The organism is Terriglobales bacterium, assembly GCA_035691485.1.
GTDB lineage: Bacteria > Acidobacteriota > Terriglobia > Terriglobales > Acidobacteriaceae > JAIQGF01.
Genome location: DASSIZ010000114.1, coordinates 1 through 12,778, shown reverse-complemented (window position 1 = coordinate 12,778; position 12,778 = coordinate 1). Strand labels below are relative to the sequence as shown.

Genomic DNA, 12,778 nt, shown 5'->3' with positions numbered 1-12,778 from the left:
ATGCTACGCGCAAATCATGCAAAAGGACAAAACCATGAAACCGGCCCCGGCCAAGAAAACGAAGATTCGCATCGCGGTGATGGAAGCCGATCCCTTGCGGCTGATCGGCCTGCGCGCGCTGTTTGATTCCGAACCGGAGTTCGAGATCGTGTCGGTCGCGATGGACAGGCTGGCGACCGAGCCGGACCTCGATATGGTCATGCTGGGCAGCCACGGTTCGCAGAACCTGTTCGACGTCATGGCAGGCATGAAGGCCTCCCGGCCCGACCTGCGTCTGCTGGTGTGCGGTTCCGGCGCCGATGACGAGACCATCTTGAAGGCTTTGGCAGCTGGCGCGAAGGGCTACGTGGATGAAGCGGCGACCCCGGAAGAGTTCATTATGGCCATCCGCATCGTCAACCAGGGCTCGGTGTGGGCGCCCCGCCGGGTGCTGTCCATCTTTATCGAACGCGTGACTTCTTCTCCAGGACGAATTTTCCCCGCCGGCCGCGTCGCCTTCACCGACCGCGAAAAAGAAGTGCTGGGCATGCTGGTGGCGGGCCGGTCCAACAAGGAAATCGGCGCCGCCCTCGGAATTGAAGAACGCACCGTAAAGGCACACGTCGCCAAGTTGATGCGCAAGGTCGGCGTGCAGAATCGCATCGCGCTATCGGTGCATGCGATTACGCACTCGTTGATCACGAAGTAAGGTCTCGGAGGTTTCACAGGTTTCGGTTTCGCGAAGTGAACGTCCGAAACCTCCGAGCCTTCCGAAACAACTCCCTAAAGCCCCCTAGACTCTCTCAATTACCTTCGGACATGAACCAGCGGCATTTGCGCGGTTCCCGACCTGCAATCATACTGCGCTCACCTACCACAGAACCCTGGGAGAGCAGTATCCTCCGGCGCGGCGCACACACCGTTAGCCGGAGGCCGAACGGAAGCCGGGACGAACTGGGCCTCGTCCCGGTTTTTCTTTTAGCTGTCGGTGATCGGTAGTCGGTGATCGGCAGGTAAGGGGAACAAACCGGAAAACGTCCGCAATCACCGGTTCTTACTCCCGATCATCGATTACCGACCACCGGGTTTCCTCCCTTCGCCATTTTTTCCTCATCGCAATTCGCACATCACCGCCCAAGCAGCCGTTCTCTGCGGTAGTATTTGAAAGCGCGCCACGGAGAATCTTTCCCATGAAAAAAATACTGGTAGGCATGTTGATGTGTGTGTTGGCCACCTTGAGCTGGGCCGAAGGGGATCGTGACAAGGTCCTGGATCGCGTCTCGGAAGCAGGCACGGTAATGAACGAAATCATGGCTGCTCCGGATAAGGGCATCCCGGAGGAAATCCTCGGTTCGGCAGAGTGCATTGCGGTGGTGCCCTCGATGCTGAAGGGCGGATTCATCGTCGGTGCTGCCTACGGCAAAGGTGTGGCCAGTTGCAAGACTTCGAACGGTTGGAGCGCGCCGGCGTTCTTCCGCGTGGAAGGCGGCAGCGTCGGATTTCAAATTGGCGGCCAGGCGGTTGACCTGGTGATGGTGATCATGAACGAGCGCGGCATGCGGGCGTTGCTGTCGAGCAAGTTCAAGCTCGGGGCCGATGCGTCAGTCGCGGCGGGCCCGGTGGGCCGTCATGCCGAAGGCGCCACCGACTGGAAGATGCGTGCCCAGGTGCTGACCTATTCCCGGGCGCGCGGCGTGTTCGCCGGCGTTTCCCTCAATGGAGCGGTGATGAAGCAGGACCGTGATGACACGCGCGCCTTCTACGGTCGCATGGTGTCATACCGGGCGCTGCTGACCGGCGGCCACGAAGCGCCGGCCGATGCCAGTCCGTTCCTGGAAACCCTGCGGCGATACGCGCCCGTGATGGCGCAGACGCCGAAGCCGCCAACCACGGCATCGGATAAAGATCCGGAAAAACAATAGCGTCGTGAGTCTTGCGTTGTGAGTGATGGGCGAAGTTTGCCCACAACTCAATTACTCGGCGTTGTCAGTGTTTGTGCTCAGGCTGGGAGTGCGGCTGCTCTCGCGAGTGTTCGTGCTCCTGTCCCGACCTGGCACCCTCCTCGGCGTGGTGGTGCTGCTCCTCGGCCTCGCTGAATACCGGCGGCGGGCCGAGTGCGCCCTTCGTGGGCAGGTGGCGTATGTAATGGATAATGGCCCACTGCTCATTGTCCTCGAGGATTCCGTTCCAGCCTGGCATGCCTGTAAAACGAATGCCATTCTGAATGATCCACTTCAATTGCCCGTCACTGTAGGACTGAACGCTCTTGTCGCCGAGATCCGCCACCGGGGGTGACATCTGCGCCGCAAAAGGCACGCCGGTGTTGTGGCCGTCGAGTCCATGACAGATCTGGCAGTGATGCTGGAAGTGCTCGGCGCCGGTCTTCTGGGTTTCTGCAGTGTCGGGCAGCGGGTTGGCCATGTTCCTACCGCCGATGGTCTCTCTTTTTACTTCCGCGACCAAGCGGGCTTCGGCACTGCCGGGAGCGCTGGCGCGGCAGGAGACGAGGGCGGCGGCGGCTACGGCGACAAGAAAACAGGAGCGGCGAATTTTGACCATTTCGATCCTCTAAGGAAATGATAGTCACTTGGCGCAAAGGTTACGAGATCACTTGTCCATTGCCGGCTTCTGTTTGTCAGCGGGCGGTCATGGGCGGCGCCCAAGACCGGTTTGACAGCGTCGGGGTCGGGTGCTAGCGTCCGGTGCATCCTGCCGAATGCGTCATCGTATAGAGTATGCGCTGCTCTGGCCGGTGGTGAAGCTGCTGGGCACCTTGCCGCGTCCGATGGCGCGCGCCGTGGCGATATTGTTGGCAGGCGCGGTCTACCACCTGCATGGCCGGCTGCGAAGGGTCGGACTGCGCAACCTCGAGATCGTGTATCCGGAGATGCCGGCGGCACAGCGCAGGAAGATTGTGCGCGGCGTGTTTGTGTCGCTGGGACGGCAACTGGCGGAATTTTGCCGGTTTCCAAGCTACACGCGCGAGAACGTCTCCCAGGTCGCGGTGTACGAGGGCTTTGAGAATTTCGATGAGGCGCGGCGTCGCGGCAAGGGTGTGCTGTTTCTCACCGCGCACCTGGGAGGATGGGAGATCGGGTCCTTCGTGCATTCCATCCACGGGCACACGCTGCGGATCGTCGTGCGCGCGCTTGACAATCCTTACCTCGATCGCATGGTGGAGCGCTATCGCACCCTGCACGGCAATTCCACCTTCGATAAGCAGGATTTCGCGCGCGGTTTGATTTCGGCAATGCGTGACGGCGAAACTGTCGGCCTGCTCATGGACCAGAACATGACCCCGCCGGCGGGCGTGTTCGTTGATTTTCTTGGCATACCGGCGTGCACCGCCAGCGGCATCGCCAGGGTGGCATTGCGGACCGATGCCTCCGTGGTGCCTGCGTTCACCATTTGGGACGATACGCGGCGGAAATACCGCATCACCTTTGCGCCGCGCGTGGTGCTGGAGCGTACTGGGGATGACGAACGCGATGTCATTCAGGCGACGCAGCGCTTCACCAGCGTGATCGAGGAGTACGTGCGCAAGTATCCGGAGCAGTGGCTGTGGGTTCATCGCAGGTGGAAGACACGGCCGGAAGGTGGAAAGCCTCTTTATTGATCGAGGACACTGGCGATTGAAGGTTGAATGGATTGTGTGAGTCGCTTTGGTTTCGGACATGAAGCTCAGCGAAGTCGCAAAACATGTCGGCGGACGATTAGTGGGCAACGACACTGAGGTCAGTGGACTCGCATCCATTGTGTCGGCAACCGAGCGAGATTTAGTTTTCGTGGAGAGCGGGAAGCGTCTGGCGGCGGCACTGGCATCGAGAGCGGGGGCCGTGATTGCGGGTGATTTTGTGTCCGATGAGGTTCACCACAGCAAGCCGCTCATAATCGCGAAGCAGCCTCGGCTGGCGTTTGCCAAGGCGTCGGAGATGTTAAGCCCGCAACAACAGGTGGAGGTTGGTATCCACCCAACCGCCGTGGTCTCCGCGAGCGCGCTTTTGGGGAAGGCCTTGGCAGTCGGCCCGTATGCTGTCATTTCGGAGAATGTCAATATCGGCGACCATTGTGCTATTGGCGCGAGCGTATTCCTGGGCGATGGTGTCCGCATCGGAAGAAGCTGCGACATCAAAGCAAATGTCACCATGTATCCGGGCACCACGGTAGGAGACCGCGTGATTGTGCATGCCGGGACGGTGCTGGGCAGCGATGGTTTCGGTTTTGTGCGCGACGAATCGGGGGGGCGCTACACGAAGTTTCCTCAGATTGGGCGGCTGGAGATCGGCGACGACGTCGAGATCGGCGCCAACTGCACCGTCGACCGCGGCGCGTTGGACGCCACCCTGATCGGACGGGGAGCGAAGCTGGACAACATGGTGCACGTCGGGCACAACGTGCGCATCGGCGAGGACGTGGTGATTGCCGCCCAGACCGGAATATCCGGCAGCACCGTAATCGAGGACGGCGTAGTGATTGCCGGGCAAGTGGGGATTGCGGATCATGTCACCATCGAGAGCGGGGCAGTCCTTGGCGCGCAGTGCGGCGTGCCCAGCGGAAAGGTGATTCGCGGCAAGGGAATTCTGTTTTGGGGAACGCCGGCTCGGCCGATTCGACAGTATTTGAAGGAGCTGGCGGTGCTGGCGAGACTGGCACGGAAATAAGTTTCGGAGGTGTGGAGGTTTCGCTAAGTGGTGAAACGTCCGAAAACATCTCACACCTTTGCAACCTTCGAAACAATTAGTCATGGCCATCGTCGTCATTGGCGGGCATTCACGAAGCGTCGGCAAGACCAGCGTGGTGGCGGGTCTGATTGCCGCCATGCCCGAGCGGCGCTGGACTGCGGTCAAGATCACGCAGTTCGGCCACGGGGTTTGCTCGGCCAGCGCCGAGTTGTGCGACTGCGCCACCGGCGACGATTCCTGGGCCATTGTCGAAGAGCGCGACCGCTCCGGCGAAAGCGACACTTCGCGTTTCCTGGTTGCGGGGGCGCGACGCTCATTGTGGGTCCGCACGCGGCAGGGAAACCTGGCCGAGGCGATGCCGGCGCTGCGCAAACAGCTTGCGGACGCCGAGAACGTGATCATCGAATCGAACAGCGTGATGAAGTTCTTGCGGCCCGACATCTACATGTCGGTCCTCGACTACGGCACCGCGGATTTCAAGCCGAGCGCGCGCGAATACCTGGACTTGGCCTCGGCGGTCGTTCTGCACGATGCACCCGCCGATACGCCGCCCGCGTGGAGCGGCGTTTCCCTGAAGTTAATCCAGGGCAAGCCAGTGTTCCGCATTCGACCGCCGCACTATGTGAGCGACGAGTTGGCGGATTTCGTGCGAGAGCAACTATCGGTCAAGCAGGTGTGAGCGGGAGGAGCCTGGGCTGTACCCGGACAGGAGTTGCTGTTGATTACGCGACGCGTTCCGAGTCGGATTTAGTTTCAGACTTGCGTTCGGCGACGATGTTCCCGCCTTCGAGCGCGATTTTCGCGATCGCCACATTCATCAACAGCCCGCTCAGATTCTTAACGAACAGCTCCAAAATTCGTGCCACCGAGGCAATCTCTTCCTGCTTCATGCCGGCCTCGAGCAGTTGATCGACGGAAAGTTCCAGCGGGCCGGGCAGCTCCCGCGCCAGGTTCCAGGCAGTCTCGCGGAGGCCGTACTGCGACTCCTGGTACAGCGGCGATTGCAGCAGGCCTTTCAGCAGCTCCCAATAAAAGTTGAGAAAGTCGGGGTACCGTGCCATCGCTTCGTATTCCACATTGACATACGGCATTTCGAGAACGCGGCGGATTTCCTCGTACCGGCGGCGAACCGCGGCCGGCATATTCTCCTCGACTCCCAGCAGCGGGCTTTCGACATAAGTCGGGTGGACTGCTGCTTGGACCGTCCCCTTGGCTTCCCCGATAGGTCCTTCCAGCGCCTGTAGTTGTGCGCAGAACAACAGCAGCAGCAGCGGGTTGGCATAGTGAAACAGGTCGAGCGAGGTCGCCAGTTCCTGCCGGGCCGCGACGCTTAAGCGCGATTGTCCTAGCCACGCGCACAGATCGGGAATGTGCAGATAGTTGTGCGTGCGAGTATAGGCATCGGCGCGGAGCCGGTCGCCACAGGCGAAAAAATTCGCGGTCTCCACCACAGAGCACATCATTTGCCAGTGCAGTCGCAGAAATGGCGGGTATGCGGCCAGGGCAGGATAGTAGATGAAGAGGGCGGGCAGGCCGAGCGAATGCCGGATTTTCGCGAGCAGCTGGCGGGTCCCGTCGTCTATGGCCTCCTCCGACAGCAGGTGCAACCGGTTTCCTTTTTTCCACGCCACATCTGACTAGATGATGTTTGTCCAACTTTGAGTTGGAGAAATTTGCGGCCTTAGGACGCTCTGTCGTGAGTCTCAAGCGTGAGTGGCGCGAGCGGGCGGGAAATTTTCAGACAACCTTACCCAACTCTCAACCCGCAACTTACAATCTTGTCATGCACAACTTTGACGTGCTGTTCGACGAAGCCGAGCCGTCGCCGCTGGAGGATGCGGCGTATGCGCCCTACGGGCGTCTGGGATTCCCGCCCGCGCCGCAGGCAAGGCCTTGGATTTGCTCCAACTTTGTGCAGTCATTGGACGGTATCGTCTCGTTCAAAGGCAAACATGCGGCCGGGGCCGACATCTCACGCTCCCCGGAGGACCGCTGGCTGATGGACCTGTTGCGCGCGCACGCCGATGCGGTGCTGGTCGGGGTGAACACTTTGCTGGACGAAACCGAGCTCGGCGAAAGGCCTCGCGGTCCCGTGTTCCGCATCATGGACGCGGAATTGCGCCGCTTGCGCCAGAAACTTGGCAAGCGCAAGGAGATGAATATCATCGTGACCGGCGCGGGGAGAATCGATTTCTCCGCGTACCGGCTGTTCGACGGCGAACTGGTGGATGCGGTGGTGGTCACCACGAAAGCCGGTGCGCAGCGCCTGGCCGAAAAACAACCTCATCCGCAGGTGCGGATCATCGTCGCCGGCGAAGACAGATTCGTGGACCTTCACCAGATGTCAACCCTGTTGCGCCGCGAGCTGGGCATCGAGCACTTGCTATGCGAAGGCGGTCCGACGCTCTATGGCTATTTGTCGCGCGCCGAGCTCGTGGACGAGAAGTTCGTGACCATATCTCCGGTGGAAGTCGGTCAACTGGTGCCTCCCGAACAGGAGAAGTCAGGCGCCGACGAACGCAATCCTTCGTTGTACCGTCCGACCACCTTTAACGCGCCCGGGTTCACCGCCCAGAACGCGCCCTGGTGGCGCTGGATCAGCTGCCGCAGGGGCGGCGATCATCAGTTTTCGAGATATCGGAGAAAAACAGCGGCCGTTGGCTAACGGCGGCGCACTTAGCGCACGTTAATGATTCCCGTCGCTGTTTCTTCCTTCTGCGCGTGACGCGAATGCAGTGAAGGTCTGAAATTGCTGATGCTCACATGCCGGCTTTGCGCAACTGTTCCAGGTCGATCTGCACATTGCGCCGGCGAAACAGGTAACGCGCCAGCACGACTCCCATCCAGAAGTAAATGCTTCTCCACATGACCGCCCCCCTGCCATCGGTCCGGCGCTGCAAGGAATCGTGGTCGGACGCGGCCAGGCGGTCTTCAGCCGGGCCGCATCCATTGGCCCTGCGAGCGACGATTGTTGTGTTGGACCCGAATTGCCGCAACACTATCGCGGAGCAAGGTAGGGGAAAAGATAGCGGTCGTAATCGCATGCCAGTTACCTTCGTCAGCGATCGCGGTCCTCTTTCTGGAGCCCTCTGGGTGGCCCGCCGAGCGGCTACGGCCCGGCTTACACTCGCGCTCTGCGCTGCTTCAACGACGCGGCTTATTGCCGATGGGGGCTTTTTCCCGTTTCGGGAACCCGACGTCTCCACGAAATCGAATTTTTCGTTGACTCGGGTGGGGCGCTCCGTGGCGAGGGCGTCGCACGGCTTCAACCGGCCTCTTCCCTGCGCCGGCAACCTCGCGAAACCCAGATTTCATGCGCCTTTGCCGCGCTTTGCGTGTCCGCCGGGATGGTGAGCAGGATCACATCGGGAAGCGACGGCGGATTTTGCCCGACCCCTTTCGTTGCGCCCGGAATCGGCCCCGCCAGCACCGTCGCCTCTCCCGAGCGGGTCCGGAGATCGCCTGCGTTCATGCGGTCCGCCGCCTGCTCCGTCGAACGTCCGTTCGGGGAACGGTGACGGCGCTCACATTTTTTCTCTTGACCTTGAGCGTAAGATGGAATGTCACAGGGGGTTGTGTCGTGTTATCACCGTATGGACTGGACATCATAGAAAGCTGTTTTACGTGCAAGCTGAGGGCCGACCGAATTTTCTGCGATTTGCCCACAGCCGCCCTGCAATCCTTCGAAGCCATCAAATATGCCAGCGCTTATCCCAAGGGGGCCGTGCTCTTCGTGGAAGGCCAGTCTCCACGCGGAATCTTCGTGCTCTGCAAAGGCCGGGTCAAACTCTCCATCTGCGCCACGGACGGAAAAACGCTGATCCTGAAAATCGCCGAACCCGGCGAAGTCCTCGGACTCAGCGCCACCGTTTCCGGCAAACCGTACGAACTCACCGCCGAGACCATTGATCCCTGCCAGGTGAATTTCGTCAAGCGCGAAGACTTCCTGCGCTTCCTGCGCGAGCACAGTGAAGCCTGCTTCCGCGTGGCCGAGCAATTGAGCGACAAGTACAACACCGCTTGCCACGAAATCCGTTCGCTCGGGCTTTCCCACTCGGCGGCCGAAAAGCTGGCCAAGCTGCTGCTGGAATGGAGTTCGAAGAACGGCGAAGCCGCCAAGCAGGAACCGCGCGTGAAGATGGCGCTGACGCACGAGGAAATCGCGCAAATGATCGGGACTTCGCGTGAGACCGTCACCCGCCTCTTTGCGGAACTGAAGAAGCGGCAGATCGTGCACGCCAAGGGTTCGACGCTGATGATCCGCAACAAGGCGGCCCTGAAAGCGCTGGCCAGCAGCTAGCGGCTCCTGTTGCATTTGCCCCGCCGCAACTAGCGCTGTGCGGCGGAGGGCACCCGTCTTTGCTCGCCAGCCCCCGCTTCTGCTGCTCCATTGCGGTTATCCATCACTACAAACGGTGATAGCAGTCACTGTCTTACAACCGCGCCGCAAGCATGATTCCAGTGTTATGGAGAGCGCCAACAACCAGAGCTGCTTCACCTGCGAGATGCGGCCGGACCGCGTTTTTTGCGACCTGCCGGCCGAAGCGCTCCAGGCCTTCGACGCCATCAAGACCACCACCATCGTACCCAAAGGCACGATGCTGTTCGGCGAAGGCAAAACGCCGCGCGGTGTCTACGTGCTCTGCGAAGGTCGCGCCAAGCTCTCCGTCTGTTCCGACTCGCGCAAGCGTCTGATGCTGCGCGTCGCCGGACCTGGCGAAGTGTTGGGCCTTAGCGCCAGCATGGCCGGCAGGCCGTACGAGGTATCCGCCGAAATGCTGGACACGTCGCAGGTGGCATTTGTCCGCCGCAAGGACCTGCTGCATTTCCTGCGCGAGCACCGGGTGGCCTGCCTGCAGGTTGTCCACCTGCTCAGCCAGGACCTGCACCAGGCTTATGACCGGGTACGCTCGATCGGGCTGGCGCGCGCGCGTCGTCCTCATCTGGCCCATGCCGCGGTGTCCGCCAACTGACACCTTCGTTGGGATCGCGAAACGCCCGCTCCGGCGGGCGTCTTCTTTTCCGGGAGGCACTCTCGCCTTCTGCCGCGGTGGGGCTCGCCAGCGGCGCCGCTGGATTTCCACATGACCGGAATCCGCCTGGGTAGCAACGTCACGATGGGATGTGAGCGAACTCACAGCCCTCCCGCCCGTCAATGTCCGATGCTATGCCTGCCGTCCGGGGTCCGATGCGGATCCTCCCCGGTTCTGCCTAGGAGCTAATAGCAATGGACCAAATTAAAAATCATAAGCGGTTCGCGATCTGCCTGGCCGCTGTGATGCTGATCACTCTGGCAGTGACCGGCATCTGCGCCGCGGGCGAGACACCCAAGGCGCCTCCCGCAGCGGGGGTCAGTAGCGACTATGCCGGCAGCGACACCTGTGTCACCTGCCATGAAGATCAAGATCGTCGCTTCAAGCACACGGTGATGGGCAAGGCCTTTGCCAAACCCCACACCGCCGACGAAAAACTCGGATGCGAATCTTGCCACGGACCCGGAAAGGCCCACGTCGAGGCCGGCGGCGGCAAGGACACCATCCCCATCCGTTATGGCAAAGACACTAAAAACTCGGTCGAGGAACAGAACCATTCTTGTGTGCAATGCCACAAGAGAGGCAACCGCATGTTCTGGGCCGGCAGCCCGCACGAAACCCGCGGCATGCGCTGTGTCGATTGCCACAATATCAAGCAGCAGCTGACCAAGTCTTTAAGCGGCGAGGCATTTCTCGCCGAGAGTGTGAGCGACGTCGGCGGTCTTCTTAAGCCCCAGACCGAGCTCTGCCTTTCCTGCCACCAGATGCGACGCGCGCAACTGCAGCGCTCTTCGCACATGCCGTTCCGCGAAGGCAAGGTGACTTGCACCAGCTGCCACAACCCACATGGCTCGCCCAACCCGGCACAGCTCAAGCAGGCCACGGTCAACGAGAACTGCTACAGCTGCCATGCCGAGCGGCGCGGTCCCTTCCTGTGGGCGCATCAGCCGGTGACGGAAAACTGCGACACCTGCCATGAGCCCCATGGAACGTTCAATCCGCAATTGCTGAAAGCCCGCATTCCGAGGCTCTGCCAGGAGTGCCACAACGAATTCGCGCACGGCACGGGCACCATTGGCTACCCCCTGGGCAATGTCTCCAACGCCGGCCAGCCCATGGGATATCCCAACAAAACCGTCAACCGTGGCTGCGCTAACTGCCACGCCAAAATCCACGGGACCAACGCCCCGTCGGGTAAGTTCTTTGTGCGCTAGGAGAGAGGAGAGAGCAATGAAAACCTACAAACTGCTTGCAATTAGTACACTGCTCGCGCTCCTGCTTGTTCCGGCTGCAGTCGCCCAGGAACAAGCCGCTCCCGAGCGCGGCGTCGTGGAGTTTGGCTTCCGCGGGGTCACCGGTGAGGTTTACGGTCGAACCTTCCCCGCATCAACCGCGTTACCCGGAACGAGTTTCAGTCCCAATCTGTCGGACTCTCCGCTTAACGTTTATTCCGATTATCGCAACGCCTTTTACGTTCCTAAAGTCAACGTTCACCTCGACAATTTTCTCGGTTCCAACAGCTATCTTCGGCTTCAATCCGCCAGTAACGGCTTCGCCTTCCAGGACGGAGGAAGTCTGAGTCGGGATCAGAGCGTCTTGGTTACCCTTGGCCAATACGGCCATTACAAGGCGCAGTTCCGCTTCGACGAGACGCCGCACGTTTTCAGCGGCACCACTCGTACTTTGTTCAGCGGCGGCAACGGAACCTGGAACATTGATCCTGCCCTGCAGAGTAAGTTGTTCAACACCCTGTGCGGGGGAGTTTTGACAACCGGTGGCGCGACGAAGGTCGGAAAATGCTCCACCAGCTCCCTAAGTACCAGCGCCTTGGTGGCTCTCAATTCGACCAACATCAGTAACGCGGTGGCCGGCGGCTTGGTGGGAGGCGTTTCCGGCGTTCAGCCGTTCACTCAAGAGGAGAACCGGAAAGCGATTACCGGCTTGATGAGTTGGAATCTCAATCCCAACGTGAGCCTCTCCGGCTTGTTCTCGCGGGAACACCAGGTTGGCACACGGCCCATCGGCTTCGTGATGGGTTCCTCGTCCACCGGCTATATCGCCGAAACACCGGAGTCAATCGACTACTACACCAATACCGTCAAATTCACCAGCGAGTTTGGGCAGAAGCACTGGGACGCTTCCCTCGGGTATCAGGGCTCCTTCTTCCAGAACAATATTCCCAACATGCTGGTGATGAACCCGTTCTCGACCGTGTACGACGCCGGCATTACCGCGTCGAACCCCAACGGGAACACTACGGGGATGGGCCCCGCCACCGGACGGATGGACCTGTACCCGGACAACAAGTACCAGCAATTTGTCGGTCAGGGTGCGGTCGACCTTGGCAAGAACATCCACTTGATGGTGAATGTCACTCCTGGCTGGATGTCGCAGACCGCTAGTTTCCAGCCTCTGACTACGAACCCTTATCTGAGTGCCCAAAATCCGCCGGCCGGCTATCCCAGTTTTGTGCCGGCGTCCAATCTCGGCGGCAAAGTGGACACGCTGGCCATGAACTATACCGGCGTATTCAAGGCCACAAAAAGCCTGGTCTTCGTGGCGAAATACCTGTATTACAACTACGATAACCAGACTCCGGATTTGCTGATGCGGCCCACCGTGGCGGACACTATATTTTTAACCAGTGGCTCCTTCCACGGCTCTACCGCAGGATGCTATGACCCGGTCGTGGGCCCCAGCAGCGAGAATGTCATTAACTCGAATTACACCTACTACTGTCCAGGCGAACAAACCTCCTTCACCAGCAAGTTGTTCGACGTGGGCGGCACTTGGTTCTTCACCAAGAAGAACTCGGTGAAGTTCGGCTATCAGCGGGGGTGGATGGACCGCACCGGCCGCGAAGTTGAGGAGAGCATCGAGGACTCGGTGTACGGCGCCCTCGACATGCACTTGCGCAAGCATCTGCTGTTGCGGGTTTCCGGGCGTCACCAGAACCGTTTGCCGCAAGGCGGCGCCAGCGCCTACGAACTCGACACCGGCAACGTGTACGCGCGCATGCCCGACCAGGCCACGCGCGTTCGTAACCGCGGCGATGCTTCGCTGCAGTGGGATGCCACTCAGAAG

General features: G+C 60.4%; 13 protein-coding genes. 10 read left to right on the top strand and 3 right to left on the bottom strand.

The window, feature by feature from the left end:
* The first annotated feature begins 34 nt into the window (after positions 1-34).
* Both VFI82_14435 and VFI82_14430 read left to right on the top strand, forming a co-directional pair.
* Positions 35-688 carry a response regulator transcription factor gene (locus VFI82_14435; protein HET7185880.1) on the top strand — a complete coding sequence of 218 codons (654 nt, stop codon included), beginning with the start codon at positions 35-37 and terminating at the stop codon, positions 686-688.
* A 481-nt stretch (positions 689-1,169) separates the two neighbouring features.
* Positions 1,170-1,901 (top strand): lipid-binding SYLF domain-containing protein, encoded by a 732-nt coding sequence (locus VFI82_14430; protein ID HET7185879.1) that lies wholly within the window; start codon positions 1,170-1,172, stop codon positions 1,899-1,901.
* Positions 1,902-1,965: 64 nt separating this feature from the next.
* On the opposite strand, the gene VFI82_14425 is transcribed toward VFI82_14430, so the two are convergent.
* A complete protein-coding gene (locus tag VFI82_14425) occupies positions 1,966-2,538 on the bottom strand; it encodes a cytochrome c (protein ID HET7185878.1) in 573 nt (190 codons plus the stop codon).
* A gap of 157 nt (positions 2,539-2,695) precedes the next feature.
* Here VFI82_14425 and VFI82_14420 point away from each other — a divergent pair, with 157 nt between their 5' ends.
* The 3 genes from VFI82_14420 (at position 2,696) to VFI82_14410 (ending at position 5,340) form a co-directional block, all read left to right on the top strand.
* On the top strand, positions 2,696-3,595 hold the full coding sequence (locus VFI82_14420; GenBank protein ID HET7185877.1) for a lysophospholipid acyltransferase family protein: 900 nt from the start codon (positions 2,696-2,698) through the stop codon (positions 3,593-3,595).
* A gap of 58 nt (positions 3,596-3,653) precedes the next feature.
* Complete coding sequence (lpxD, locus tag VFI82_14415) at positions 3,654-4,640, top strand: UDP-3-O-(3-hydroxymyristoyl)glucosamine N-acyltransferase (GenBank protein ID HET7185876.1); 987 nt, start codon at positions 3,654-3,656, stop codon at positions 4,638-4,640.
* An 82-nt stretch (positions 4,641-4,722) separates the two neighbouring features.
* Positions 4,723-5,340, top strand: coding sequence for a hypothetical protein (locus VFI82_14410; GenBank protein HET7185875.1), 618 nt, complete (start codon positions 4,723-4,725; stop codon positions 5,338-5,340).
* A 43-nt stretch (positions 5,341-5,383) separates the two neighbouring features.
* Here the strand turns inward: VFI82_14410 and VFI82_14405 are convergent, their stop codons facing one another.
* Positions 5,384-6,268, bottom strand: a complete 885-nt coding sequence (locus VFI82_14405; protein HET7185874.1) for a halocarboxylic acid dehydrogenase DehI family protein — start codon at positions 6,266-6,268, stop codon at positions 5,384-5,386.
* An 89-nt stretch (positions 6,269-6,357) separates the two neighbouring features.
* On the opposite strand from VFI82_14405, the gene VFI82_14400 reads away from it, so the two are divergent.
* Entirely contained in the window at positions 6,358-7,326 is a 969-nt protein-coding gene (locus VFI82_14400) for a dihydrofolate reductase family protein (GenBank protein HET7185873.1), read from the top strand.
* A gap of 600 nt (positions 7,327-7,926) precedes the next feature.
* Here VFI82_14400 and VFI82_14395 read toward each other — a convergent pair.
* Positions 7,927-8,133, bottom strand: coding sequence for a hypothetical protein (locus VFI82_14395; GenBank protein ID HET7185872.1), 207 nt, complete (start codon positions 8,131-8,133; stop codon positions 7,927-7,929).
* Between the two features lie 186 nt (positions 8,134-8,319).
* On the opposite strand from VFI82_14395, the gene VFI82_14390 reads away from it, so the two are divergent.
* The 4 genes from VFI82_14390 to VFI82_14375 form a co-directional block, all read left to right on the top strand.
* A complete protein-coding gene (locus VFI82_14390) occupies positions 8,320-8,961 on the top strand; it encodes a Crp/Fnr family transcriptional regulator (GenBank protein HET7185871.1) in 642 nt (213 codons plus the stop codon).
* A gap of 166 nt (positions 8,962-9,127) precedes the next feature.
* On the top strand, positions 9,128-9,634 hold the full coding sequence (locus VFI82_14385; protein HET7185870.1) for a cyclic nucleotide-binding domain-containing protein: 507 nt from the start codon (positions 9,128-9,130) through the stop codon (positions 9,632-9,634).
* Between the two features lie 254 nt (positions 9,635-9,888).
* Positions 9,889-10,908 carry a DmsE family decaheme c-type cytochrome gene (locus VFI82_14380; protein HET7185869.1) on the top strand — a complete coding sequence of 340 codons (1,020 nt, stop codon included), beginning with the start codon at positions 9,889-9,891 and terminating at the stop codon, positions 10,906-10,908.
* 16 nt (positions 10,909-10,924) lie between these two features.
* A partial coding sequence (locus tag VFI82_14375; protein ID HET7185868.1) for an MtrB/PioB family outer membrane beta-barrel protein occupies positions 10,925-12,778 on the top strand: 1,854 nt, incomplete at its 3' end.